Genomic DNA, 25,061 nt, shown 5'->3' with positions numbered 1-25,061 from the left:
GCCGCGAGCGCGGCCCGTCCCCTGCCATGGCGAAGGAGCCGGCGATGACGTCACCCCAGCAGAGCGCGACCGCAGCGTCGCACCCGACCGCGTTCGAGCGCACCCTCGTCGCGGGAGGCACCGATCCGGCGGTCGCCGCCGAGCTCGAGCGCCGCATCCAGATCGTCGAGCACGACGAGCGCGACGAGCCGTCGCGACTGCCGATGACCGGCCGCGAGATCGCGGTCTACGTCGGCGTCTCGGTCGTCGCGGTCGTCATCGGCCTCGTGGTCGTGGTCCTGTGAGCGCGCGCGGCGAGGCCGTCGTCGACCCGAAGCTCGCCAACGAGCACGTCTTCGGCACCTTCCCACTGCTGAAGAAGGAGCGCTTCTGGAGCGCCCTCGACTTCACGTGGGTCAACACCGCCCTCGCGATCGCGACCTGGGCCTTCCTCGTCGGCGGCTCGACCGCGCTGCTCGTGGGCTTCGAGGCGGGCATCGCCGCAATGCTGATCGGCAACGCGATCGGCCTCTGCTTCATGGTGCTCGCCTCCGTCGTCGCCTCACAGCGCTGGGGCTCGGAGCAGTACACGTTGCTGCGCGGCGCGTTCGGGGTCGTCGGCGTCGGCATCATCGTCTTCACGGTCATCCTCGTCACTGAGATGGGCTGGTCGTCGCTGCTCGCGGTCATGGCCGGCCGCGCCACCAGCCAGGTCGCCGCGACCTTCGCCGGCACCGACCTCGGCCAGTACGGCCCGGTCGTCACGATCGGCGGCCTCGTCGCCATCCTCATCGCCTGGTGGGTGCTCTCGCGCGGACCGGTGACGATCGGCCGCTTCAACGCGATCATCGCGCCGGGGCTCGCCGTCGTCACCGTGATCATGATGGTGTTCCTCGTCGCCAACACGTCGTGGGACGCCCTCTTCACCGCCTCGCCGATCGCGCCGTTCGACGACCCGACGCTCAACTTCATGGTGGCGGTCGAGTTCAACGTGGGCGTCGGCGTCTCCTGGTACCCCGTGATGGGCTCGCTCGCGCGCATGACCCGCAGCCGCAAGGCCGCCGTCTGGCCCGCCTACGGCGCGCTGCTCATCGCGACGCTCATCGCGCAGATCGTCGGCATGGCCGCCGCGCTCACGCTCGGCGACTCCGACCCGACCGTCTGGATGGTGCCGTTCGGCGGCGCGATCCTCGGCGTCGCAGTGCTCATCTTCATCGCCTTCGCGAACATCACGTCGATGTCGTCGATCGTCTACTCGACGATCCTCGCCATCCGGCAGTCGTCCGGAGGGCTGCTCGCGAAGGTGCCGTGGAAGGTGCTGACCGCCTCGTTCTTCATCCTGCCGGCGATCATGACCTTCTTCCCGCAGTTCATGTACGAGCAGTTCATGATCTTCGTCTCGGTCTCGGGCGCCTTCCTGACCGCCGTCTGCGGCATCGCCGTCGCCGACTACTTCGTGCTGCGCAAGCAGCGCGTCGACCTCCGCGAGCTGCACCTCGGGCAGCGCGGCACGCTCTACGCCTTCGCCGGCGGCATCAACTGGGCGGGCCTCATCGCGCTCGCCGCGGGCGCCGCGTTCTACCTGTGGCTCTACAACCCGATCACGCTCGAGACGCAGGCCGTCTTCTCGGTGATCACCGCATCCCTGCCCGCGGCCATCGTCGCCGCGGTCGTCTACCTCGCGCTCTCCGCCCTGCTCTACCGCGGCCGCGCGACGGAGGTGGTGCGCTGATGGCGACCACGCGCGCAGCCGTCTACAGCGGCAAGCCCGAGCTCGACATCCGCGAGGTCACCCTCCGCGACCCCGGTCCAGGCGAGGTGCTCGTGCGCATCGGCGCCTCGGGCGTGTGCGGCTCCGACCGGCACGTGCTCGACGGCGACTGGGAGATGCCGCAGCCGACGATCATGGGCCACGAGGGCGCCGGCGTCGTCGAGGCGGTCGGCGAGGGCGTGCGCAGCCTCGAGCCCGGCGACCACGTGATCATGACGTGGTTCTACCCGTGCGGCGTCTGCACGAGCTGCCGCGAGGGCCGCACGTGGGTGTGCACCGGCTCCGGCTCGGAGGCGTGCGTGCTGCCGGATGGGTCGACCCCGATGACGCTCGACGGCGCCACCGCCTACCCGTACCTCGCGGTCGGCTCCATGAGCGAGCGCGTCGTGGTGGCCGAGCAGGCCGCGATCAAGGTGCCGAAGGAGCTGCCGTTCGACGTCGCGGCGCTCATCGGCTGCTCGATCGCCACCGGCGTCGGTGCGGTCGTCAACGACGCCGAGCTGAAGGCGGGCCGCTCCGCGCTCGTCATCGGCGCGGGCGGCGTGGGCATCAGCATCATCATGGGCCTCGCCCTCGCCGGTGCGAGCCCGATCATCGTCGCCGACGTCACGGATGCGTCGCTCGAGCTCGCGCGCGAGTTCGGCGCCACGCACACCGTGAAGTCGGATGCGTCGCTCCCCGACCGCATCCGCGAGCTCGTGCCCGAGGGCGTCGACGTCGCCTTCGAGGCGATCGGCCGCCCCGACACGATCGCGATCATGCCCGCGACGCTCAAGCGCGGCGGCACGGCGGTCATCGTCGGCCTGCCGCCGCAGGACCGGCCTGTGCCGATCGACGCGCTCGCGCTCGCGGAGGAGGGCAAGTCGCTGCTCGGCTCGAACTACGGCTCGACCGTGCCGGCGCGCGACTTCCCGATGCTCGCGCAGCTCTACCTCGACGGCCGCCTGCCGATCGACCGGCTCATCACGAACCGCATCACGCTCGACGAGGTGAACGACGCCTTCGACCTCATGCGGTCGGGCGCCCGCGGGCGAAGCGTCATCATGTTCTGAGCCCCTCGCAACCGAACGGAGCCTCGTGGCCAGGCCGAAGCACCGCATCCTCTCCCCGCAGCTGATCGCGGGAGCGGCGCTTCGGCTGGTCGCGAAGCACGGCGACTTCACGATCCCGGGCGTCGCCGCGGCGCTCGGCGTGCACCCGTCGTCGCTGTACCACCACCTGCCTGGCGGGCGTGCGGCGATCGTCCACCGCATGCGCGAGGAGCTGTACGGCTCGATCGACCTGGGACCGGCGCTCGACACCTCGGAGGCGCCGCTCGAGCGGCTGCGGCTGTGGATGCGCGCGTATCGCGCCGCCACCGCCCGCGTCCCTGCCGTCGTGCCGGTGCTCGTGGGGGCGCCGGTCGAGGACTTCCGGACGCTCGAGATCTACGAGGCGCTGTTCGTCATCCTGCGGGATGCGGGGGTGCCGGTCGAGCAGCGGGTCGCCTGCTCGGCGATGGTCGACGCCCTCGTGCTCGGGTCGGCCGTCGACGCCGGGTCGCCGGCGCCGCTGTGGCGCAGCGAGGGGCACGACCTGCCCGAGCTGCGAGGGGTCGTTGCCGCGCGTGACGACGCGGACCGGGCGCTCGCGGGCTTCGAGCTGGGCGTCGAGGCGGTCGTCGCGGCCGTGTCGAGCCTGGCGGCACCGACGCGCGTTGCCTGAGGCGCCCGCCGACTGAAGCGCGGAGCGCGCTACGCGCCGTCGACGATCTTGGTGAGCAGCGACCGCAGCTGCGCTCGCTCCGCGGCGTCGAGGGCACGCATCGCGGTTGACTCGGAGGTCACGGCGCCCACGAGGCGTGCGCGGATCTCCACGCCGGCCGGGGTCGGCGCCAGCAGCTTCACGCGACGATCGGGCCCAGCGGTCCGCTCCGCCACGCCGCGGGCTTCGAGCTCATCGGCGACGCCGGTGACGTACGAGGCGTCGACGAGCAGCCGCTCGGCGATGCGTCGCATCGGCATCGGCTCGTCGAGCAGCAGCAGCACGCGCGCCATCGACGGTGTGATGCCCATGGGCTGCGCGGCTCTCGTGAGGTCGGCACCCGCGAGCGCGGCCGCTCGGTGGGTGAGCATCGCGAGTTCGCGTGTCTCCTGTAGGGCATCCGGCTCCGTCACCCCGCCAGAGTACTTGGGCAAGTCCATGCTTGACCTGGTCAAGTATTGCGCGCACCATGGCGTCACGAGGACCCCGCATCGGGGTCGTGGCGCAGGAGGAATCATGACGAACGCATCCCAGCCCGGCGCGGGCGCAGCGCAGGTCGAGCTACCCGCCGCTCCAGTGGAAGCCCCGGACCGACGTCGCGACCGCAGCCTGCTCGCGCGCGGGCTGCTCAGCGCGGGCATCGCAACGGCCGTGAACGTGGGGATCCTCGCGGCCGCCACTGCTGCCGGCGCGTCCACGGTGGTGGCGCAGGGCGGATCGGAGATCGCGGTGGGACTCGTCCCGGTGCTGGTGGCGACGTTCGTGCCGCTCGCGCTGGCGACGGTCGTCGCGTGGCTGGTTGCGAAGCGCTGGCCGCGCGCGATCCCGGTGCTCGCGTGGGCGGGACTGGCGGTCGCCGCCGTGTCGACGATCGCGCCGCTCACCGGCGCGCTCGACGCGGGCACCGGCATCGCGCTGGCGCTCATGCACCTCGTGGCCGGCGCGAGCTGGTTCGCGGCGCTCCGCTCGCAGCGCCGCCGCTGACTCGCGGGAGCCGGCTCAGGCCGCGAGGGGCTCCCCGCAGTCCCGGCACGTGGCGGCCACGGGCACGACCATGAAGCAGTTCGGGCATGTGGTCTCGCGCATGACCGCGGGCGGCGGGGTCGGGGCGGCGGCGGCAGCGCGGCTGCGGGACGGCTGAGCGCTGCGCGACGGCCGCGCGGGTCGGGACAGCACGGGCGCGAGCACGGTGGGCGTGCCGCCGTCGGCGGGCAGGGCTGCACCGAAGGCGCGGTAGCACTCGAGGCGGTCCTCGGCGGCGCGCTGTTCCCGGGCGCGCGCGTCGAGGAGACCCGACGCCCCGGGGTGGCTGTCGCCGACGCGGCGCTCGGCCGTGACGCACAGTGACGCGAGGCGGGGCTCGCCGCGCTGCTCCGCGTCCGCTGCCACCGAGGCGAGCACGCGGCCGATCCACTCGGGCGCGGGCTGGTTCGTCGAGATGCCGGTGCGCTGCTGCACCTGCTCGCCGAGGTCGTCCTCGGTGATCCAGGCTCCGTACTCGTGAGCGGTCTCGATGAGCACCTCTCGGGCGGCCGGCCACCACTGGCGGATGGCGTCGGCCTGCGAGACGTACTTGCCGTTCGCGAGATGGGGCATGGAACCTCCTCAGGGTTGCGGCTTCAACGGTACGCGGGTTGGGGCGCGGGGGTTGACGAGCGGGGTGGCGACTGGGAGGTGCGGCGGAGGGACGGGGTGGTCTCGATACGCGGCCAGCTTCGCCGGCTGCTACTCGACCGGCGAGGGGAGGTGGTCTCGATACGCGGCCGGCTTCGCCGGCTGCTACTCGACCAGCAAGAGGGGGTGCCGCCGGCGGAGCAGCGTGGTGCGCCGCCGGCGGCGCGGGATCAGGCTTCGAGGGTGGCCCGCTTGCTGGGGGCGGTCTCGGGCGACAGGAGGGCCGAGCCCAGCGAGATGACCGCGGTGATGAGCACGAAGACGCCGATCGCGATGGTGGTGTCGAAAGCGGTGAGCAGCGCGACGCAGACCACCGGCACGAGGCCGCCCAGGGCGCTCGTCAGCTGGAAGGCGAGCGAGGATCCGGTGTAGCGCAGGTTCTGGGGGAAGAGCTCGGGCAGGAAGGCGCCCTGCACGCCGTACATGATCGCCCAGGTCAGGATGCCGACCGAGACCGCCAGCACGATGACCGGCGCCGACGCGGTGTCGAGCAGCGGGAAGAAGACGAAGCCCCAGACGGCGGTCGCGATCGTGCCGACGACGTAGAGCGGCCGGCGGCCGATGCGGTCAGAGAGCCGACCCGTGTAGAGGATGACGGGGATCGAGAGCGCGCTGCCGACGACGAGTCCGGTGAGCACGATCGACGTGTCGGCGCCGATCTGCTTGAGGTAGGTGACGCTGACGATCGTGAAGACGTAGTAGCCGCTGAAGACGACGGCCGTCGCGCCCATGCCGAGCAGCAGGCGCTTCCACTCGAAGCGGAAGACGTCGGCGACCGGCACCTTCGCGACCGCGCCGGCGGCCTCGAGCTGCTTGAACACCGGCGTCTCCTCGAGCCGCAGGCGGATGTAGATGCCGACGATCAGCAGCACGGCGCTCGCGATGAACGGCAGGCGCCAGCCCCATTCGAGGAACTGCTCGTCGGTGGTCGCGGTGACGGTGAGCAGCACCGCGCCGTTGGCGAGCAGCAGGCCGAAGGGTGATCCGAGCTGCACGAAGCTCGTGCCGCGGCCAGCGAGCTTGGGGTCGCCGGACTCCGAGATCATCAGCACCGCACCACCCCACTCGCCGCCGACAGCGAAGCCCTGCACGAGGCGCAGCAGCACGAGGAGCGCCGGCGCGACGATGCCGACGGCGCCGAAGGTCGGCAGCGCACCGATCAGGATGGTCGCCACCCCCATGATGACGAGGGTCGCCATGAGCGCCTTGCGGCGGCCGATGCGGTCGCCGAGGTGCCCGAAGACCGCGGCGCCGACGGGCCGGGCGAAGAAGCCGACCGCGAAGGTCGACAGCGACAGCAGCACGCCGATCGCCGGGTCGTCGCCGGGGAAGAAGAGCGCCGGGAAGACGAGCGCGGCGATGGTCCCGTAGACGAGGAAGTCGTAGAACTCGAGCGTGTTGCCCACCACGCTCGCGACCATCACGCCCCTCGGCGAGAGCCCGCGCCCTGATGGATTGTCGGACACTACGTCGTCACCGATGGTCGTGCTCATGGCGTTCCTCCGCGTCGTTGCGAATCGTTCAGCCTGATGGCGCGCGCTCAGACGGAGGCGCACCCTGATTGTCAGGCAATCATACGGTCAGGCTCGGTAATCGCAAGGGCTGGCTTCGCAGGCCAGCCGCCCGGCGCCTGCTTTCGGGGCCGAAACGCCCGACTTGACATTTTGTCTGACAATCAGGCACTCTTGCTCCGCGCGCTGCTGCGCGCCAGTACAAGGAGGTACTCGTGAGCACCAGCTCTGCAACGGCCGGAGCGCCGTCGAAGGCCAAGGTCGCAGTCGCGGTCGCGGTCGGCAACTTCATGGAGTGGTTCGACTTCGCGGTCTACGGCTTCTTCGCCGTGATCATCGGCCAGCTCTTCTTCCCGCCGGACACGTCCGAGTTCGTCGCGATCCTGTCATCGCTCGCGGTGTTCGCGGTCGGCTTCTTCATGCGCCCGCTCGGCGGCTTCATCCTCGGCCCGATCGGCGACAAGTACGGCCGCCGCGTCGCGCTCGCGATCTCCATCCTCGCGATGGGCATCGCCACGACGATCATCGGCCTGCTGCCGACCTACGCGACCGTCGGCATCTTCGCCCCCATCCTGCTGGTGCTGTGCCGCTGCATCCAGGGCCTGTCGGCCGGCGGCGAGTGGACCGGCTCGGCCGCGTACCTCATCGAGTCGACCCCCACCGCGCACCGCGGCAAGTTCGGCAGCGTCATCTCGGCGACCGCCGCGCTCGCGACGATCGCGGGCAGCCTCTTCGCGCTCTTCCTCAACAACACGCTCGCCGAGGAGGACCTGCTCAGCTGGGGCTGGCGCGTGCCCTTCCTGATGGCCGCGCCGCTCGCGCTCATCGGCCTCTACATCCGCATGCGGCTCGGCGAGACGCCCGTCTACAAGGCTGTCACTGACAAGCACGAGGTCGAGAAGTCGCCCATCCTCCGCTCCTTCAAGGAGAACTGGCGCCCCATCCTGCTCACCGTCGCGATCGCGGCCGTGCAGGGCACCGGCTTCTACTACCTCGCGACCTTCATCGTGAACTACCTGATGACGACGGTCGGGATCGAGCGCCCCACCGCGCTCGCGATGAGCGCCACCGGCCTCACGGTCTACATGATCCTGTGCCCCATCGCCGGCGCGCTCTCCGACCGCTTCGGCCGCCGCCGGCTCAACATCATCGGCACGATCGGCTACGTCATCCTGCCCATCCCGGTGTTCATGCTCATGTCGGGCGGCTCCTTCGCCCCGGTCGTGTTCGGCATGATCCTGCTGACGATGACGCAGGCGCTCGTGAGCGTCACGACGGTCGTCATGCTCGTCGAGCTCTTCCCCGCTGCGAACCGCTCGAGCGCCAGCGCGATCGGCTTCAACTTCGCCCTGGCCTTCATCGCCGGACCCGCCTCCTACATCGGCACCTGGCTCGCCGGCGCGACCGGCAACCCGGTCTCCCCCGCCTGGTACCTCGTGGTGCTCGCGCTCATCGCGCTGCCCTTCATCTGGAAGTGGCTGCCCGAGACCGCGGGCCGCGACATCACCTCCGAGTACCAGGCCGACCGCGGCGACGTGCTGGGCGTCGACCTCGGCCACCTCGAGGATCATGTGGGCACGGCGAAGGCCACGCCCACGGCAGAGCAGCGCTAGGAGCAGGCGGATGACGAACCCGGTGTCCGACGAGCGGTCGACCGCAGCAGTGACCAACCGCGTCACGATCGTGCAGTACGGCACGCGTCAGGGCCACAAGTCGGAGGTGTACCTGAACTGGGGCATCTACGGCCGCCCCGACGAGCCGATCGGCATGGACTACTTCTTCTGGCTCATCGAGTCGGCAGCAGGCACGATCGTCGTCGACACCGGGTTCTCCTCCGAGGGCGGCGCCAACCGCGCCCGCACCTTCCTCGTGCACCCCACCGAGGCGCTTCGCGCGCTGGGCGTCGACCCCGCCTCCGCCCCGGAGGTGCTCGTCACCCACGCGCACTACGACCACATCGGCAACCTCGACGCCTTCCCCGCCTCGCGCGTCACGATCGCCGCAGCGGAGCGCGACTTCTGGTCGAGCGGCATGGAGCGGCGGGCGCAGTTCCACCACTCCGTCGAGGACGCCGAGCTCGAGGCGCTGCGGCGCATCGAGGCAGAGGGGCGGCTGCGCACGTTCGACGACGAGCTCGAGATCGCACCCGGTGTGCGGATGCTCCGGGTCGGCGGGCACACACCCGGGCAGTCGATCGTGCTGGTCGACACCGCCGACGGCACCGTCGCGCTCGCATCCGACGCCATCCACTACTACGAGGAGCACGACGACGACGTGCCCTTCGCCTACGTCGCCGACCTGCCCGCGATGTACGCCGGCTTCGACCTGCTGCACGCGATGGTCGAGGACGGCCGGGTGCAGCACCTCGTCTCTGGGCACGACCCCTCGACGCTCGACCGCTTCGGGCGCATCGCCGACGGGCCGCTGCCCGGGCTCACCGCCCGCATCGGCTGACCCTCGACATCCACGAACGACGACACGACACCGACACAGGAGACCGCACACCATGACCGCATCGAAGAGGTTCGAAGGACTCGTCGCCGTCGTCACCGGCGCGGCCGGCGGGCTGGGCGCCGCATCCGCGCAGCGCCTGGCCGCCGAGGGGGCGCGCATCGTCGCCGTCGACCGCGACGAGCGCATCGTCGAGGCCGCCGCGCAGCTGCCCGGCGAGGCGATCGGCGTGGTCGCCGATATCGCGGATGCGTCCGCCGTCGACGCGTACATGGCCGCCGGCGTCGAGCGCTTCGGCCGCATCGACCGCTTCCACCTCAACGCCGGCATCTTCGGCTCGTTCGCCTCGCTCCCCGACCTGAGCGTCGACGACTTCGAGCAGGTCATGCGCGTCAACGTCACCGGCCAGTTCCTCGGCATCCGCGCCGCCTTCCGCCACTACCGCGAGCAGGCCACCGCCGGCACGTTCACCGGTGGCGCGATCGCGGTGACCGCATCCATCGCCGGGCACCGCGGATCGGCCGACCTGCTGCCGTACCAGACCTCGAAGCACGCGGTCGTGGGCCTCGTGCACGGCGCCGCCGTCTACGGCGGGCCGCTCGGCGTGCGCGTGAACGGCGTCGCCCCGGGCATCGTCCCGACGCAGCTCTTCGCCGCGGCCGCGAGCCAGAAGGGCGGCGGCAACGACATGGTGCAGCGCGCCTCGACGACGCCGCTGCGTCGCGCCGGCGGGGCCGACGAGATCGCCGGCGCCGTTGCCTTCCTGCTCTCGGACGACAGCTCGTACACGACCGGTGAGATCGTCGCGGCCGACGGCGGCGCATCCATCGTCAACACCGTGCGGCCAGCCGGCGGCGCGGGCGCATGGAACACGGCTCCCGGCGACGCGGCGCTCTACGCCGACTGGGCGGGCTTCGGCGAGGAGTCGACCCGTGGCTGAGCGCATCGGCTTCATCGGCCTCGGCAACATGGGCGGGCGCATGGCCCGCTGCATCACCGGCGCGGGCGACGCGCTGCTCGGCTTCGACCCGCGCGCAGCGGCGATCGACGAGGCCGGCGCCTCGGCAGCCGCGAGCGCCGCCGAGGTCGTCGCCGGCAGCGACATAGTGCTGCTGTCGCTCCCCGACTCGAAGGTGGTCGAGGCGGTCGTCTACGGCGACCCCGCGTTCCTCGACGCGGTGCGCGAGGGCCAGGTGATCGTCGACCTGTCGACCGCAGCCCCCGAGTCGACGCGGCGCATCGCCGCCGACCTCGCCGAGCGCGGCGCGACCTACCTCGACGCCGGCATCTCGGGCGGTGCCGCAGCGGCTGAGAAGGGCACGCTCACGCTCATGGTGGGTGGCCACGCGGATGCGCTCGAGCGGGTTCGCCCGGTGCTCGACCGCTTCTCGCAGCAGATCTTCCTGTGCGGCGGCTCCGGCGCGGGCCACACCGTGAAGCTGCTCAACAACTTCCTCAACGCGATCGCCCTCTCGGCGACCGCCGAGGTGATGGTGGCGGCCAAGAAGGCCGACCTCGACCTGCAGACGGTGCTCGACGTGCTGAACGCGTCGTCCGGCGTGAACTTCGCGACCCTCAACCGGTTCCCGAAGATCATCCACGGCGACTACCTCAAGGGCGGGCTCACGAACACGCTCATGCTCAAGGACGTCACGCTCTACCTCGAGCTGCTGGCCGGGCTCGGCGTCTCGAGCCTCAACGCATCCGGCCCCGTCGCCGCGTTCGGGCTCGCCCGCGCGCTCGGCTACGCGGACGAGATCAGCAACACCGTCGTCGACGCGATCGGCGACGTCTCCGGGGGCGTGCGCCTCCACGACCGGGAGGACGAGGCATGAAGATCAAGCACCCCAGTGACTACGACGGCACGCGCGGCAAGCCCGGCTCGCAGTTCACCGGCGACGTCTACCCGTTCGTGACGATGGCGCAGACCGACGGCGTGACGATCAACACCGTCGACTTCACCCCGGGCGCCCGCACGTTCTGGCACCACCACGAGCACGGGCAGATCCTGCAGGTGCTCGCCGGCCGAGGCCTGGTGTGCGCGAACGACGAGGTGCACGTCATCCGCGCCGGCGACACCGTCTGGTGCCCGCCGGGCGAGCGGCACTGGCACGGCGCCGCCCCCGACTCCTACATGGTGCACACCGCCATCTCGCTCGGCGAGACGGTGTGGGCCGACGCCGTCGGGGACGACGAGTACGCACAGCAGCCGCTCGATGGAGCGACCGCGACCGATGGGAAGGACCAGGGCGATGTTCGCTGAGGGTACGCATCAGGAGACCTACGACGAGGGCCTCGCCATCCGCAAGGAGGTGCTCGGCAGCGAGCACGTCGAGCGGTCGATGGCGAAGGTGAGCGCGTTCTCGCAGCCGATCCAGGACTACGTGACCGAGTTCTGCTGGGGCGGCATCTGGTCGCGCGACGGGCTCGAGCGCAGCGAGCGCAGCCTCGTCAACATCGGCATCCTCACGGCGCTGAACCGCTCGCACGAGCTGGGCGTGCACATCCGCGGCGCCGTGCGCAACGGCGTCACCGTGCAGCAGATCCAGGAGGTGCTGCTGCAGACCGCGATGTACGTGGGCGCACCGGCTGCTCTCGAGTCGTTCCGCGTCGCCGAGAAGGTGCTGCGCGACGAGCTCGGCGATGAGGCGGTCGACGCCGCGCACGCCTCGGTCGGTCAGCCGTGAGCCCCAACGTCGCCCTCATCGGGCTCGGGAACATGGGCACGCCGATGTCGCGCCGGCTCGTCGACGCCGGCAGCTCGGTGCGCGGATATGACCTCGTGCCCGAGGCGCGCGAGCGGCTGCGCGACGGCGGTGGCACCCCGGCCGACACCGCGCCGGAGGCTGCGCGCGAGGCGACGGCGGTCATCCTGATGCTGCCGAACTCCGACGTCGTGGACGCCGTCGCCGACGAGCTGCTCGAGGCTGGCGCGATCCGCGAGGGCACGCTCGTCGTGGACATGAGCTCGTCGGAGCCCGCACGCACGCGCGTGCTCGCCGAGCGGCTGGCGGATGCGGGCGTCGCGTTCGCCGATGCGCCCGTCTCCGGCGGGGTGCGTGGCGCCGAGCGCGGCTCGCTCACGATCATGCTCGGGGCCCGCGACGCCGATCGCGAGCGCGCGCACACGCTGCTCGCGCCGCTCGGCCGCGTCGTCGACTGCGGCGACGTCGGTGCCGGTCACGCGATCAAGGCCCTCAACAACCTGCTCTCCGCCACCCACCTCTGGGCGACGAGCGAGGCGATCGAGGCCGGCCGGCGCTTCGGCCTCGACCCGGAGGTCATGCTCTCGGTGTTCAACGGGTCGAGCGGCAAGAGCGGGTCCACCGAGAACAAGTGGCCCAACTTCATCCTGCCCGAGACGTTCGACTCGGGCTTCGGCCTCCGGCTGATGCTCAAGGACATGCGCATCGCGACGAATCTCGCGGCGCAGGTCGGGATGCCGTCGCGGCTCGGCGAGGACGCGGTCGGGCTGTGGGCGGAGGCGGCCGAGGGCCTCGCCTCCGACGCCGACCACACGCGCGTCGCCGAGTGGATCGCGGCGCACGCATCCGAGGACGGCCACCAGGGGGGCCAGGTGCTCGATGAGTAGCATCGCCGATGTGACCGAGTCGGCAGCGCAGCGGTGGGGCGTCTCCCCCGTCGGCAGGCTCGCCGCGCCGGTGAAGGAGCAGGTCGTCACCGCCATCCGTGACGCGATCCTCGACTTCAAGCTGCGACCGGGCGACCGCCTCGTCGAGCGGGAGATCATCGAGTCGATGGAGGTCTCGCGCGCCACCGTGCGCGAGGCGATCAGCGTGCTGGCGAGCGAGGGGCTCGTCACGATCGTGCCGCAGAAGGGCGCGCACGTGACGCAGCCGTCGCTCGACGACGCGGAGGACCTCTACGAGGTGCGCGCATCGCTCGAGTCGCTCGTCGTGCGCCGGTTCATCGACCGGGCGACCGACGAGGACGTCGCCAGGCTCGTCGCGACCGTCGACCGCATGGCCGAGCGGCTCGACGAGCCGCCGACCATCCTCGACTTCCTCAAGGCGAAGGACGAGTTCTACGACGTGCTGCTCGCCGGCGCACGCTCCTCGTCGCTCACCCAGCTGCTCGGCAGCATCCAGGCGCGCGTCCGCTTGCTGCGCGTCAGCTCGCTCTCCACCGCCGACCGCCTCCCCCAGGTCGTGCGCGAGATGCGCGAGATCGTCGACGCGATCTCGGCCCGGAATCCCGATCGCGGCGCCCGCCTGATGGCGGAGCACATCCACATGGCGTCGCGCCTCGCGCTGCGCACCCTGCGCGCGCAGTCCTAGCGACGCGCCTCCACCCTCGACCGCGCCTCGGCGCGGCCATCAGCGAACCTCCGAAGGAGCAGCCATGACCCTCACCCCCCGACAGCAGCAGTCGAAGGACACGTTCATCGAGCAGCGAGGCGCGGGCGCCTGGAGCCCGCTGTGGGAGTCGATCGCGAAGATCGACCCCGAGTTCCTCGACGCCTACCGCGAGCTCTCGATGGTGCCGTGGCGCAAGACGCACCTGGACGCGAAGACGAAGGAGCTCATCTACATCGCCGTCGACGCGAACGCGACGCACATGTACCTGCCGGGCGTGCGCCAGCACATCAAGGCGGCCTTCGCGCACGGCGCGACCGTGCAGGAGATCATGGAGGTGATCGAGTGCGCCTCGACCCTCGGCATCCACGCGATGAACATCGGCGTGCCGATCCTCGTCGAGGTGCTCGAGGAGCAGGGGCTGCGCACCGGCCCGGCTGAGCTCGACGCCCACCAGCAGCAGCTCAAGGACGACTTCACGCAGACCCGCGGGTACTGGCACGACTTCTGGAACGAGATCCTCGAGCTCGATCCGGAGCTGTTCGAGGCGTACACCGCGTTCTCGAGCGTGCCGTGGCGCACGGGGACGCTCGAGCCGAAGGTCAAGGAGTTCGTCTACATCGCCTTCGACACCGCAGCCACCCACCTCTACAAGCCCGGCCTCAAGCTGCACATCGAGAACGCGATCGGCTACGGCGCGACCGCCGGCGAGATCCTCGAGGTGATGGAGATCGCGAGCGTCATCGGCATCCACGCGGCGACGACCGCCGTGCCGATCCTCGTCGAGGAGGCTGAGGCGGCGGGCAAGCCGCTCTCCTGAGCATCGCGGAGGCTGTCCTCAGCGCAGGCCGCGGACAGCCTCCACGATCGCGTCGTCGACCTCGATCCACCCGCGGGCGCGCGCCTCGGCGCGCTGCGCCATCGAACGCTCGAACGGCATGCGCACGGGCTGCGCCGCTTCCACCGGTCGGGTGCCGCGCATCAGGTCGGCGAACCCGTCGACCGACGCCGCGAATCCGTCATCAGCGATCAGGTCGGGGCGCATCGCGACGGCGAAGAACCCGAAGTCGCGCAGCTCGCCGGGCTGCGCCGGGCTGCCTGCGAGCATCCCGAGCAGCTGCACCGCGAGCGCCAGCCCCGACCCGCGGTGGCCGCCCCACGCCGCGAGCGCCCCGCCGAGCGCGGCGGCAGGCTCGTCGGTCGGATCGCCGTTCGCGTCGAAGGCGACAGCCGGCGGCAGCCGCTCGCCTCGGCGTCCTGCGAGCACGACCTGCGCGTGGATGATCTGCGAGGTGCCGATGTCCCAGATCACCGGCGCGTCCTCGCCCGGGAAGCCGATGCAGAACGGGTTCGTGCCGAAGCGGGCCTCGGTGCCGCCGTCCGGCGCGACCCAGGGAGACGCGTTCGAGGCGATGATGCAGACGAGCCCGCGCTCGACGAGCTGCTCGGCGAAGAAGCTGAGCATCCCGGTGTACCAGGTGCCGTCCAGTCCCACGACGGCGATGCCGGCCACCTCCGCCTTCTCGCCGAGCACCTCCGTCGCGCGCTGGGCGGCGAGGTAGCCGATCGTGTCGCCGCCGCGCAGCCGCGCGGACACCGGCGTCTCGCGCTCGACGACCACCTCCGTCGCAGGCGGGCGTCCGCCGAGGCGCTCGGCGATCGAGAGGATGCGCGCGAGCCCGCTGAACCCGAGTCCGCGCAGCTCGCAGTCGAGCAGGTGCTCCGCGATGCGGGACGCCGCCGTCGCCTGGTAGCCGATCGCGCGCAGCGCCGCCTCGGCCGTGGCCGTCGCCTCGTCGATCGTCAGGCGCACGTGGTTACTCGATGACGCCGTCGCCCGAGTAGCCCACGACGACGCGGCTCTCGAGCATCGGGATGATCTGCATCTTGCCGATCGAGGCGAAGTGGGCGCTCTCGCGGTGTGCGGTGAACGCCTCCTCGTCCTGGTAGACCTCGACGATCGTGAAGACGGTCGGCCGCTCGAGGTCACGGGCGATCGAGTAGGAGATGTTGCCCTCCTCCTGCCGGCTCGCCTCGGCGAGCAGCGGCAGCCGCTGGGCGACGCGGTCGGCGGTGTCGGGCTTGGCGGTGTAGGTCGCGATGGCGACGTAGTGCTGGGGCTCGGTCACGCGACGAGGCTACCTACGATGCATCCGTCGAGGCTGGTCGTCCGGTGCGCATCGCGGCCGCTTGTCACCCGCGCTCCGTAGGCTCGGCAGCAAGGAGGCGACGATGATCCTCGAGGCCGGCGATGTACTGCTCACCGCGAGCGACCTGACGCGCGCGAGCACGTGCGAGTGGCAGGTGCTGACTGCGCTCGACGCGAAGCTCGGCCGACGTGAGCCCGTCCCGGCTGAGGCCGACGCGATGCTCGACCGCACCGCCGAGCTCGGCGACCGGCACGAGGAGGCGCTGCTCAAGGTGCTCCGCACCCGCACCGACGTCGTCGAGATCCCCAAGGGGCTCGATGCGGAGGGGCGCTCGCTCGCCGTCGCGATGACCCGCAAGGCGGTGGACGACCGCGCCGACGCGATCTTCCAGGCCGCGTTCCAGGGCGAGCGGTTCTTCGGCTACGCCGACTTCGTCGAGCTCGACGACGATGGCAGCTACGTCGTCTCCGACGCGAAGCTCGCCCGCCGCGCGAAGGTGACCGCGCTGCTGCAGCTCGCCGCCTACGCCCGCGCGCTGCGCTCGATGGGCGTGCCGGTCTCCGACGAGGTGCGGCTGCTGCTCGGCGACGGTCGCGTCAGCGTGCACGAGCTGCGGGACATCGAACCGGTGCTGCTCGAGCGGCGAGCGCGGCTCGAGCAGATCGTCGACGAGCGGCTCGCGGGCGACGCCGCGCTCCCTTGGGGCCTTGACGGCATCCTCGCCTGCGGCCAGTGCGCGGCGTGCGCCGAGCAGATCGAGCTGCACGACGACGTCTTCCAGGTCGCCGGCATCCGCAAGCAGCAGCGCGACCGCCTGCGCGCCGCCGGTATCACGACGATGCCGGAGCTGGCGGATGCGGCGGCCGGCCCACCGAGGATGGCCACCGCGACGTTCGCCGCGCTGCAGCGGCAGGCGAGGTCGCAGCTGCGCTCCCGCGACGCATCCGCCGTCACCTTCGACGTCGTCGACGACGCAGCCATCCGCGAGCTGCCGCCGCCGTCACCCGGCGACCTGTTCTTCGACTTCGAGGGCGACCCGCTCTGGCAGCAGGGTGACATCTGGGGGCTCGACTACCTCTTCGGCGTGCGTGACGCAGACGGCGTCTTCACGGGCTTCTGGGCACATTCGCTCGCCGAGGAGCGGCAGGCGCTCATCGACTTCCTCGGCTACGTCGACGAGCGGCGGCAGCGGCATCCCGACCTGCACATCTACCACTACGCCTCCTACGAGCGCACGCACCTGCTGAGCATCGCCGCCCGCCACGGCGTCGGCGAGGAGCAGATCGACGACCTCCTGCGCGGCTCGGTGCTCGTCGACCTCTACCCGGTCGTGAAGCGGTCGCTCGTGATCGGCAGCCCGAGCTACTCGCTCAAGAAGCTCGAGCCGCTGTACATGCCGGGCTCGCGGATGGGCGAGGTGACGAACGCCGGCGACTCGATCGTGTGGTTCCAGCAGGCGACCGAGCTGCGTGAGGCGGGCGAGGCGGCGAAGGCAGACGCGCTCTTCGCGCAGATCGAGGAGTACAACGCCTACGACGTGGAGTCGACGCAGCGGCTGCTCGACTGGCTGCTCGAGCTCGTGGCGGAGGGCGCCGAGGGGGCGCCGGTCCGAGACGCCTCACCGCCCAAGGAGCTCTCGCCTGAGCGCGCCGAGGTCATCGCAGCGCGCGAGGCGCTCGTCGAGCGGGTGCTCGCACGCGCCGGTGACGACCCTGCTGATCGCACGCCCGACCAGATGGCGCTCGCGCTCGCTGCCGCCGCGGTCGGGTACCACGCGCGCGAGCGCAAGACCTTCTGGTGGGAGCACTTCAAGCGGCTCGCAGACCCGCTCGACGACTGGCGCGACCAGCGCGACGTCATCACGGTCGACGAGGTGCTCGAGGTCGGGCCGTGGGAGCAGGCGAAGCAGAGCCTCGTGCGCCGCGTCCGCTTCCGCGGCACCGTCGGGCCGGGCACGCGGCTCTCCGACGAGACGACGCAACAGTTCGCCGTCTACGAGCCGCCGCACGTGCCCGGCGACGACCCGGATGCATGGCGCTCGACGCACGCGAAGACGACGCTGATGCTCGACGAGGACGTGTTCGAGCTCGTCGAGAGCGCGGGCCGCCACACCACGGCGATCCCGTGGGAGGCGACGCCGATCGCGCTCACGCCGGCGCAGCCGCCCAACAGCGCGCCGCTCGAGCAGTCGATCGAGCGCTGGGCCGATGCCCTCGCCGAAGCGCTCGAGGACGGCGGCGAGCTCTCGGCGTCGCTGCCCGACGACGCCTCGCTCGACGTGCTGCGGCGTCGGGCGCCTGCTCGGCTCGCCGCGGTGGAGGGCGACGGCACGACCGACGCGATCGTCCGCTCGCTCGCCGAGCTCGGCGCATCCTTCGTCGCCGTGCAGGGCCCGCCCGGCACCGGCAAGACCTACACGGGCGCGCGGGTGATCGCCGAGCTCGTGCGCCGTGGGTGGCGGATCGGCGTGGTCGCACAGTCGCACGCGACCGTCGAGCACATGCTTGACGGCGTCGTCGAGGCGGGCGTACCGGCCGAGCGGGTGCTGAAGAAGCCGCGGGAGGGCGACGTCGACGAGCACCCGTGGACGGCCGTGAAGGATGCGTCGGAAGCGCTCGGAGGCGAGCCGGGCGTGATCGGTGGCACGGCGTGGGCGTTCGCGGGGCACGCGAACAAGGGGTTCCCGCCGCTCGACCTGCTCGTCATCGACGAGGCCGGGCAGTTCTCGCTCGCGAACACGGTCGCCGCGGGACGCGCGGCGCGGCGCCTGCTGCTCATCGGCGACCCGCAGCAGCTGCCGCAGGTGAGCCAGGGCACGCATCCCGCGCCGGTCGACGGCTCGGCGCTCGGCTGGCTGTGCGACGGCGAGGCGGTCATCCCCGAGCGCTTCGGCTACTTCCTCGGCACGTCGTGGCGCATGCATCCGGAGCTCTGCGCGGCCGTCTCCGACCTCGCCTACGACGGGCGGCTCGGCGCGCACGAGTCCGCGCGGCGTCTGACCGGCGTCGAGCCAGGGCTCGAGCCCGTCGCGGTGCGGCACGCCGGCAGCACGACGTCATCGGCAGAGGAGGCGGATGCGGTCGTCGCGATCGTGCACGACCTGGTCGGGCGCGAGTGGCACGACGGCACCGTCTCACGGCCGCTGAAGGCGAGCGACGTCATCGTCGTCGCGCCGTACAACGCGCAGGTTGGGCTGCTCCACGACCGGCTCGCCGCGGCGGGCTTCGGCGACGCCTCGGTCGGCACGGTCGACCGCTTCCAGGGGCGGGAGGCGGCGGTCGTGATCGTCTCGATGGCGGCGTCGAGCGCGGTCGACGTGCCACGCGGCATCGAGTTCCTGCTGTCGGTCAACCGGCTCAACGTCGCGATCTCCCGCGGCCAGTGGCGGGCGTACCTCGTGCACTCCCCCGGGCTCCGCGCGCACCTGCCGCCGACGCCGGAGGGCGTGGCGCAGCTCAGCGCGTTCCTGCGGCTACTCGGCTGAGCCGCGATGGAGTCGCCGGTCTCGTGGCGCAAGATACGACCGGTGTCGGCGGCTTCTGCCAAGATCTGAGAATCTGTCGCTGAACTGAGGATGCCGATGAGTCCGAGTCGCCCTTCCATACTTCGGCGCTTGAGTGCGTGGTTCTCGGGAACGCAGTCATCCAGCGGGTCTGAAGTGCTCGGCTCCACCACCGCGACGCTTGAGCGGTCGGGTGAAACGACCACTGCAGCAGGGCCAGCCTTCGCGGTGGTCGATGTCGAGACCACCGGCCTCTCTCCTCGGAATCATCGGGTGCTCGAACTTGCCGTGGTGCGCGTTGACCGACGCGGCACTGTGGTGGACGAGTGGGTCTCCCGGTTCAACCCAGACGGGCCGGTCGGCGCCACGCACATCCACGGCATCACTGATGCGGATGTCCGGAACGCGCCGCGCTTCCACGAGATGGTCCCTCGGATCTCGGCGCTCGTTCAAGGTTTGCCGCTCGTCGCGCACAACGCGCGGTTCGATGTGTCCTTCCTGACCAACGAGTTCGCCAACGTCGGCCATGAACTATCCAGCGTGGGTCACATCTGCACTCTCGAAGCGAGCCATCAGCTCCTTCCGCGTCTCGATCGGCGACGCCTCCCCGACTGCTGTCACGCTGCTGGCGTGCGGCTGGATGGGGCGCATTCGGCCTTGGGAGACGCCCGCGCGACTGCGGGCCTTCTTCGCCACTACCTCGATTTGGTCGGGCACGACCACCGTGCCCTGCTCAGCAACCGCCCAAGCATGCCCAGGTCCACCGGTGGGCCAGCGCGAGCGCGCGTGAGTGAGGCTGAACTGTCAAGAATCCGCGCGAGTCAGCGAAGGTCCGCGCAAGCACCTCTGCTCACACGGGTCACCGCTCCGAGCCTGACCGAGGTCATCGAGGCAGGCGCATCAGAGGGCCTCACCGCATACCTGGAGTCGGTGCTGCACGCGGTTGAGGACGGGCTGATCAGCGTCCCAGAGCAGTCCGAACTTGACGATGTCGCGGAAATGTTCGAGCTCGACGAGGCGGACCGGTCCCGAGCTCACCGAGCACTCTTGCTTGCAGCCGCGCATCGGGCTGTCGAAGACGGCCGAATATCTCGGGAGGAGAGGCAGCAACTCGGGTCGCTCGCGACGCTCCTCCGACAGCCGGAAGCGCTTGTCGCGACCGTGCTGGACCAGGCGCTCGCCACTCGGGAGCGCGGACTCACGGCGCGGCTGCGAGCGTTGCCAGCCGATTGGCAGCATGGCGATCCGTTGCGCGTCGGCGATCGGGTCGTTTTCACCGGGTGCGAAGAGCGGTGGCGCGAACGCGTCGAGGAGCGAGCGTCCGCACTCGGCATACGCGTTACGTCGAGCGTGTCTCGTCTCACCTCCGCGCTTGTCACCGACGGCAGTGTTGACGGGACGAAGGCTGCAAGCGCACGTTTGCACGGAACGCGAGTGCTCGATCCCTCCACCTTCGAGCTGCTGCTCAACCACCTGCAGCCGCGAGCCGAGACAAAGCCTGACGCCTCGCGCCGGACTGATGCCGCGGTTGCAACGCCTAGTCGCCCCTCCCCCGAACCGCGGCCAGCACAAGGTCCGGTACCGGACCCCTCTGCTGTTCGGGCCTGGGCTCGGGCTCAAGGCATCCCCGTTGGAGATCGGGGCAGGCTCGCCCATGAGTTGATCGAGGCCTATCGACAGGCACACTGAGCCGGACCGCTTCCGCTATCGAAGAAGCGGCGGTCACGCGTGGTTGATCGTCACACTCAGGTGCCGTGATCCGCCGCGGCCCTGGCCACTCATCCGCCCCTCTGTGAGACTCGGGGAGCGCGCCGGTGCGTCACCGCTCCGGCCGCGGCGCACTCGCGCCACCGACGAGAGGATCCACCATGACCGTGAAGCTCGAGGACGCCCGCCGCGTGATCGCCGCCGCCGAGGCGAAGGCCGACGAGATCGGCCAGCCCATGAACATCGCCGTCGTGGACGCCGGCGGGAACCTCGTCGCGCACGTGCGGCAGGACGGCGCGTGGATCGGCAGCGTCGACATCTCGATCAGCAAGGCCTGGACGTCGCGCGCGTTCGACATCTCGACGAAGGACCTCGGGGACAACTCCCAGTCGACCCAGCAGTTCTTCGGCATCAACACGACGAACGGCGGCAAGGTCGCGATCTTCGCCGGCGGCATCCCGCTGACGCGCGACGGAGCCGTCGTCGGCGCCGTGGGCGTCAGCGGCGGATCGGGCGCCCAGGACCACTCGGTCGCGGAGGCGGGCGCCGCAGCCTTCTGATCGCTCCTGTCCTACTGCGGACCACGTCGCCCGAACGTTGTGCACCTGAGCCGACCGTCGACTGGATAGTGCGGTCGAGCGGTCGCTCATGCGCACTGCTTCCGGAAGGACGGAGCCCCCGCGAGCGTCGGTGCGTGCGTCGCTACTGACCGACGACGGGCGGCGCGACGCGCGGCGCCTCGGCGCGGCGGCGCGCGAGCGACACCATCCATTCGACGACCAGTGCCAACAGCCCGCCGAGCCATGGGAGGGCCGCGACCATGGCGATCACGGCCGACACATCGTTGACCGGCGAGTCGGTGCCGGTGCTGCCGAGCATGAGGCCGAGCGTCGAGGCGACCGATTCGCTGGTGTCGCCGCCGTCGACCACCGTGAGGCCGACGATGAGCACCCCGATCGAGGTGAGCCACGACCAGATGACGGCCCGCGTGCGATGACCTGGTCTGCGGAGCGATCCGCGCCGGCGCAGCATGCCGACGGCCGCCGGCACGACGACAGCCGCGTACCCGATGAGCCAGATCGGGAACGAGAAGACCATGCCGACGAGCAGCCAGCCGCCGGTGGGCAGCTTCAGCGCGATGGCCACGAGCGGCGCGAGGATGGCGACCCACGCGGCGGTGACGAGCGTGGCGTCGTCGTGGCCACGCTCGGGCGGGTTCGGATGCATGCGGCTAGCGTGCCGCATCGATCTGCGGAGTGCGGCACGCGCGCCGTGTTGCGGCGGTGCGACGCAGCACGCCCGCACCCATCTCCCAGGACGACGCGGGACAGTTGGGGGACACACTCTCGAACGGAGGCCACGATGACCGACCGTCGCAGCGATGCCGACGACAACCTCGCGACCTACCTCAACGAGCACCTGCTCGCCTCAGAGGGCGGCGTGCAGGCGTTCAAGGCGGCGGCGCGCACCTTCGAGGGCACCGCCCACGAGCAGGCGCTGCTCGCGCTCTCCGGCGAGATCGAGCGCGACCGGCGCGACCTCGCGCGCATCATCCAGCAGCTCGGGTTCCGCCCGAAGGGCTGGAAGCGCCTGCTCACCGGACTCCTGCGCATCGGCGGCGGCGTGAACCCCGTCAACCTGCTGCGCCTGCGCCGCAGCTCGCTCGCGCAGATGGAGCTCGACTTCCTCACCGGCGCGGTGCGGGCGAAGCGGTCGATGTGGGATTCGCTGCTGGAGCTCGCGGAGAGCGACCCGCGGCAGGATCGCGCGCTCCTCCTCTCGCTGCAGCTGCGCGCCGACCAGCAGATCGAGGAGATCCAGCGCATCAACCGCGAGACGGTGCGGGAGCGCTTCCATCGCGGCGCCGACTGAAGGGCCGCGCGTGCGGTTCGCTCAGCCGAGTCGTGGCGGCAGGACCGGCGGTGCGACCGACGTGACCGCACGCCGCGATCTGCTGGCGGCGACGATCCACTCCACGACGAGCGCCGCCCACCCCACAATCCACGCCACCGCCGCGATCCACGAGATGGCCTCGGTCAAGCTGTGCGCCGGCGACGGACTGACGGGCGCGCCCAGCATGAGCGTCAGCGTCGACTGGACGGACTCCGTCGTATCGCCGCCATCGATGACGGTGAACCCGAGCACGACGATGCCCACAGACGTCAGCAGCGCCCAGATGATGGCGCGCACGCGGCGAGCGCCGAACCGCAGCTGCCCGCGGCGTCGGAGCATCCCCAGCGACACCGCGACGATGAGCAGCGCGTAGCCGGCGAGCCAGAGCAGCCCTGAGATGAAGAAGAAGACCATGAGCCAGCCGCTCGACGGCAGCTTCACGAGCACCGCGACGATCGGCGCCGCGATCGCGATGATCCCGGCCACGACGGTGCCCGGGCCGGGCGCGGGCGGCGGCGCATACCTCGGCGCCGGCGGCGGAGCGTACGTCATGAGGAGAGCATGGCCCGAGACGGCGGGAAGCGCATCGGGCATCCCGCGGCGGCTTGCACCCGCACTCCGTCCGCGTCAGGCTGAGGATGTACCCCGAGAGCACCGACGAGAGGAGGCCGCATGACCACCGCCGTCATCGTCGGCGCCGGACCCAACGGCCTCACCGCCGCCGCCGTGCTCGCTCGCGCCGGCCTCGACGTCACCGTGCTCGAGCGTCTCGACTACGTCGGCGGGGCGAGCGCATCCGTGCCCGCCTTCGGGGACCAGGCGATCATCGACCTCGGCGCGGCCGGGCACCCGTTCGGCGCGACGAGTCCCGCCTTCCGGGCGCTCGGGCTCGAGCAGCACGGCCTCGAGTGGGTGCACGCCGACTTCCCGATGGCGCACCCGCTGCCCGGCGGTCGCGCCGCGGTGCTGCACCGCGACGCCGAGCAGACCGCCCGCGAGCTGGGCGTCGATGCCCGGGCGTGGCTGCGGCTGCACAAGCCGGCGACCGATGACCCCAACGGCACGGCCGAGAGCATCCTCGGCCCGCTCGTGCGCATCCCGAGCGACCCGCTGCTGCTCGCCCGCATCGGCGTGCGCGGTGCCTGGCCCGCGACGATGCTCGCGCACACGATCTTCCGCTCCGGTGCCGCGCAGGCGCTCTTCGCCGGCAGCGTCACGCACGCGACGCTGCCGCTCGGCTACCCGCTGACGAGCGCTTTCGGCGTCGCCTTCGGCGGCGTCGGCCACACCGCCGGCTGGCCGTTCGCGAAGGGCGGTTCGCAGTCGATCGTGGATGCGCTGGCCCGCGTCGCCGAGCTGGCCGGCGCCCGCATCCAGACGGGGGTCGACGTGACCGACCTGCGCGACCTGCCCGATGCCGATCTGATCCTGCTCGACGTCACGCCGCACCAGCTGGCGCGCATGGCCGGCGACCACATCGAGGGGCCGTACGCGAAGCGCCTGCGCACGTGGAAGTACGGGCCGGCAGTGTCGAAGCTCGACCTGCTGCTCGACGGCCCGGTGCCGTGGGAGGACGAGCGGGTCGCGCGCGCCGGCACGGTGCACCTCGGCGGCACGATGGCCGAGATCGCGGCGGCGGAGCACGCGGTCGCGGTGGGGCGGATGCCGGACGAGCCGTTCGTGCTCGTCACGCAGCCGACCGCTGCCGACCCGGATCGCGCGCCCGCGGGGCGGCACATCCTGTGGGCGTACGCGCACGTGCCGCACGCGTGGCCGGGCGACGCATCCGCCGCCATCGAGCGGCAGATCGAGCGGTTCGCGCCGGGCTTCCGCGACCGCATCCTGGAGCGGCGGCCGATGACGCCGGCCGCGATGGAGCTGTGGAACCCGAACCTCGTCGGCGGCTCGATCGGTGGCGGCACGCTCGCGGGCACGCAGCAGCTGCTGCGACCGGTGCTCGCGCACCCGTACCGCGTGCCGATGCCGGGCCGGGTCTTCCTGTGCTCGTCGTCGACGCCGCCGGGTGGCGGCGTGCACGGCATGAGCGGCTGGCACGCGGCGCACGCGGCGCTGCGCGAGATCGGCGTGCACGAGGGCTGAGCGATGGGTGAGCGCGTGGGTCTGGCGGTGCTCGAGCGTCTCTCGCCCGGGCCTGAGGCGATGCGTGGCCTTGGTCTCGATACGCGCGGCTTCGCCGTGCTACTCGACCAGCGTGTGGGGACCGTGCTGCTCGACCAGCGTGAGGAGACAGGTCTCGATACGCGCGGCTTCGCCGTGCTACTCGACCAGCGGGTGGGGACCGTGCTGCTCGACCAGCGTGTGGGGACAGGTCTCCTCGACCAGCGTGAGCGGACGGAGGGGTAG

General features: G+C 71.3%; 27 protein-coding genes. 20 read left to right on the top strand and 7 right to left on the bottom strand.

Going from position 1 to position 25,061, the window contains the following annotated elements:
* Positions 1-44 precede the first annotated feature (44 nt).
* From ACVWW9_RS06230 to ACVWW9_RS06215, 4 genes are read left to right on the top strand one after another with little or no spacing between them, the layout of a single operon-like run.
* Positions 45-284, top strand: coding sequence for a hypothetical protein (locus ACVWW9_RS06230; protein WP_456514806.1), 240 nt, complete (start codon positions 45-47; stop codon positions 282-284).
* Positions 281-1,711, top strand: coding sequence for a cytosine permease (locus ACVWW9_RS06225; protein WP_456514805.1), 1,431 nt, complete (start codon positions 281-283; stop codon positions 1,709-1,711). The genes ACVWW9_RS06230 and ACVWW9_RS06225 overlap by 4 nt, the downstream gene beginning before the upstream one ends.
* The gene (locus ACVWW9_RS06220) at positions 1,711-2,802 is read left to right on the top strand and encodes an alcohol dehydrogenase catalytic domain-containing protein (protein WP_456514804.1); all 1,092 of its coding nucleotides are present in this window, start codon (positions 1,711-1,713) and stop codon (positions 2,800-2,802) included. Before ACVWW9_RS06225 ends, ACVWW9_RS06220 begins: the two co-directional genes overlap by 1 nt.
* 25 nt (positions 2,803-2,827) lie before the next feature.
* Positions 2,828-3,454, top strand: coding sequence for a TetR/AcrR family transcriptional regulator (locus ACVWW9_RS06215; RefSeq protein ID WP_456514803.1), 627 nt, complete (start codon positions 2,828-2,830; stop codon positions 3,452-3,454).
* A gap of 29 nt (positions 3,455-3,483) precedes the next feature.
* On the opposite strand, the gene ACVWW9_RS06210 is transcribed toward ACVWW9_RS06215, so the two are convergent.
* Positions 3,484-3,864, bottom strand: a complete 381-nt coding sequence (locus ACVWW9_RS06210; RefSeq protein WP_456514802.1) for a MarR family winged helix-turn-helix transcriptional regulator — start codon at positions 3,862-3,864, stop codon at positions 3,484-3,486.
* Positions 3,865-4,009: 145 nt separating this feature from the next.
* Between ACVWW9_RS06210 and ACVWW9_RS06205 the strand changes: the two genes are divergently transcribed.
* Entirely contained in the window at positions 4,010-4,477 is a 468-nt protein-coding gene (locus tag ACVWW9_RS06205; protein WP_456514801.1) for a DUF6069 family protein, read from the top strand.
* Between the two features lie 15 nt (positions 4,478-4,492).
* On the opposite strand, the gene ACVWW9_RS06200 is transcribed toward ACVWW9_RS06205, so the two are convergent.
* Both ACVWW9_RS06200 and ACVWW9_RS06195 read right to left on the bottom strand, forming a co-directional pair.
* The gene (locus ACVWW9_RS06200) at positions 4,493-5,089 is read right to left on the bottom strand and encodes a hypothetical protein (RefSeq protein ID WP_456514800.1); all 597 of its coding nucleotides are present in this window, start codon (positions 5,087-5,089) and stop codon (positions 4,493-4,495) included.
* Positions 5,090-5,337: 248 nt separating this feature from the next.
* Positions 5,338-6,660: an MFS transporter gene (locus ACVWW9_RS06195; RefSeq protein WP_456514799.1), complete on the bottom strand. Its 1,323-nt coding sequence runs from the start codon at positions 6,658-6,660 to the stop codon at positions 5,338-5,340.
* A 233-nt stretch (positions 6,661-6,893) separates the two neighbouring features.
* Here ACVWW9_RS06195 and ACVWW9_RS06190 point away from each other — a divergent pair, with 233 nt between their 5' ends.
* The 9 genes from ACVWW9_RS06190 to ACVWW9_RS06150 all read left to right on the top strand — a co-directional run bounded on the left by ACVWW9_RS06190 (position 6,894) and on the right by ACVWW9_RS06150 (position 14,265).
* The gene (locus ACVWW9_RS06190) at positions 6,894-8,291 is read left to right on the top strand and encodes an MFS transporter (protein ID WP_456514798.1); all 1,398 of its coding nucleotides are present in this window, start codon (positions 6,894-6,896) and stop codon (positions 8,289-8,291) included.
* 10 nt (positions 8,292-8,301) lie between these two features.
* Complete coding sequence (locus ACVWW9_RS06185) at positions 8,302-9,132, top strand: N-acyl homoserine lactonase family protein (RefSeq protein WP_456514797.1); 831 nt, start codon at positions 8,302-8,304, stop codon at positions 9,130-9,132.
* Positions 9,133-9,184: 52 nt separating this feature from the next.
* Positions 9,185-10,069 carry an SDR family NAD(P)-dependent oxidoreductase gene (locus ACVWW9_RS06180; protein ID WP_456514796.1) on the top strand — a complete coding sequence of 295 codons (885 nt, stop codon included), beginning with the start codon at positions 9,185-9,187 and terminating at the stop codon, positions 10,067-10,069.
* The gene (locus ACVWW9_RS06175) at positions 10,062-10,964 is read left to right on the top strand and encodes an NAD(P)-dependent oxidoreductase (RefSeq protein ID WP_456514795.1); all 903 of its coding nucleotides are present in this window, start codon (positions 10,062-10,064) and stop codon (positions 10,962-10,964) included. The genes ACVWW9_RS06180 and ACVWW9_RS06175 overlap by 8 nt, the downstream gene beginning before the upstream one ends.
* Positions 10,961-11,392 carry a cupin domain-containing protein gene (locus ACVWW9_RS06170; protein ID WP_123696836.1) on the top strand — a complete coding sequence of 144 codons (432 nt, stop codon included), beginning with the start codon at positions 10,961-10,963 and terminating at the stop codon, positions 11,390-11,392. The genes ACVWW9_RS06175 and ACVWW9_RS06170 overlap by 4 nt, the downstream gene beginning before the upstream one ends.
* Entirely contained in the window at positions 11,382-11,816 is a 435-nt protein-coding gene (locus ACVWW9_RS06165; protein ID WP_456514794.1) for a carboxymuconolactone decarboxylase family protein, read from the top strand. The genes ACVWW9_RS06170 and ACVWW9_RS06165 overlap by 11 nt, the downstream gene beginning before the upstream one ends.
* Positions 11,813-12,721, top strand: coding sequence for an NAD(P)-dependent oxidoreductase (locus ACVWW9_RS06160; protein ID WP_456514793.1), 909 nt, complete (start codon positions 11,813-11,815; stop codon positions 12,719-12,721). Before ACVWW9_RS06165 ends, ACVWW9_RS06160 begins: the two co-directional genes overlap by 4 nt.
* Positions 12,722-12,731: 10 nt before the next feature.
* Positions 12,732-13,427, top strand: a complete 696-nt coding sequence (locus ACVWW9_RS06155) for a GntR family transcriptional regulator (RefSeq protein ID WP_211333831.1) — start codon at positions 12,732-12,734, stop codon at positions 13,425-13,427.
* Between the two features lie 64 nt (positions 13,428-13,491).
* Positions 13,492-14,265, top strand: a complete 774-nt coding sequence (locus ACVWW9_RS06150) for a carboxymuconolactone decarboxylase family protein (protein ID WP_456514792.1) — start codon at positions 13,492-13,494, stop codon at positions 14,263-14,265.
* Between the two features lie 18 nt (positions 14,266-14,283).
* On the opposite strand, the gene ACVWW9_RS06145 is transcribed toward ACVWW9_RS06150, so the two are convergent.
* Both ACVWW9_RS06145 and ACVWW9_RS06140 read right to left on the bottom strand, forming a co-directional pair.
* Positions 14,284-15,258 (bottom strand): Ldh family oxidoreductase, encoded by a 975-nt coding sequence (locus tag ACVWW9_RS06145; RefSeq protein WP_456514791.1) that lies wholly within the window; start codon positions 15,256-15,258, stop codon positions 14,284-14,286.
* Positions 15,259-15,262: 4 nt separating this feature from the next.
* Positions 15,263-15,574 (bottom strand): putative quinol monooxygenase, encoded by a 312-nt coding sequence (locus tag ACVWW9_RS06140; RefSeq protein ID WP_456514790.1) that lies wholly within the window; start codon positions 15,572-15,574, stop codon positions 15,263-15,265.
* A 103-nt stretch (positions 15,575-15,677) separates the two neighbouring features.
* Between ACVWW9_RS06140 and ACVWW9_RS06135 the strand changes: the two genes are divergently transcribed.
* The 3 genes from ACVWW9_RS06135 (at position 15,678) to ACVWW9_RS06125 (ending at position 21,364) form a co-directional block, all read left to right on the top strand.
* On the top strand, positions 15,678-19,079 hold the full coding sequence (locus ACVWW9_RS06135; protein WP_456514789.1) for a TM0106 family RecB-like putative nuclease: 3,402 nt from the start codon (positions 15,678-15,680) through the stop codon (positions 19,077-19,079).
* Positions 19,080-19,253: 174 nt separating this feature from the next.
* Positions 19,254-20,786 carry an exonuclease domain-containing protein gene (locus ACVWW9_RS06130; protein WP_456514788.1) on the top strand — a complete coding sequence of 511 codons (1,533 nt, stop codon included), beginning with the start codon at positions 19,254-19,256 and terminating at the stop codon, positions 20,784-20,786.
* Between the two features lie 179 nt (positions 20,787-20,965).
* Positions 20,966-21,364, top strand: coding sequence for a GlcG/HbpS family heme-binding protein (locus ACVWW9_RS06125; protein WP_354257079.1), 399 nt, complete (start codon positions 20,966-20,968; stop codon positions 21,362-21,364).
* Between the two features lie 142 nt (positions 21,365-21,506).
* Here ACVWW9_RS06125 and ACVWW9_RS06120 read toward each other — a convergent pair whose 3' ends face one another.
* On the bottom strand, positions 21,507-22,031 hold the full coding sequence (locus tag ACVWW9_RS06120; protein WP_456514787.1) for a hypothetical protein: 525 nt from the start codon (positions 22,029-22,031) through the stop codon (positions 21,507-21,509).
* A 135-nt stretch (positions 22,032-22,166) separates the two neighbouring features.
* Between ACVWW9_RS06120 and ACVWW9_RS06115 the strand changes: the two genes are divergently transcribed.
* Positions 22,167-22,676, top strand: coding sequence for a hypothetical protein (locus tag ACVWW9_RS06115; RefSeq protein ID WP_456514786.1), 510 nt, complete (start codon positions 22,167-22,169; stop codon positions 22,674-22,676).
* A gap of 21 nt (positions 22,677-22,697) precedes the next feature.
* Here the strand turns inward: ACVWW9_RS06115 and ACVWW9_RS06110 are convergent, their stop codons facing one another.
* Entirely contained in the window at positions 22,698-23,249 is a 552-nt protein-coding gene (locus tag ACVWW9_RS06110; RefSeq protein ID WP_456514785.1) for a hypothetical protein, read from the bottom strand.
* Positions 23,250-23,369: 120 nt separating this feature from the next.
* Here ACVWW9_RS06110 and ACVWW9_RS06105 point away from each other — a divergent pair, with 120 nt between their 5' ends.
* A complete protein-coding gene (locus ACVWW9_RS06105) occupies positions 23,370-24,797 on the top strand; it encodes a phytoene desaturase family protein (protein ID WP_456514784.1) in 1,428 nt (475 codons plus the stop codon).
* Between the two features lie 3 nt (positions 24,798-24,800).
* Complete coding sequence (locus ACVWW9_RS06100; protein ID WP_456514783.1) at positions 24,801-25,061, top strand: hypothetical protein; 261 nt, start codon at positions 24,801-24,803, stop codon at positions 25,059-25,061.

The organism is Agrococcus sp. UYP33, from assembly GCF_054060915.1.
Note: the sequence above shows the minus strand (reverse complement) of the source record. Positions and strands in the feature narration are given on the sequence as shown.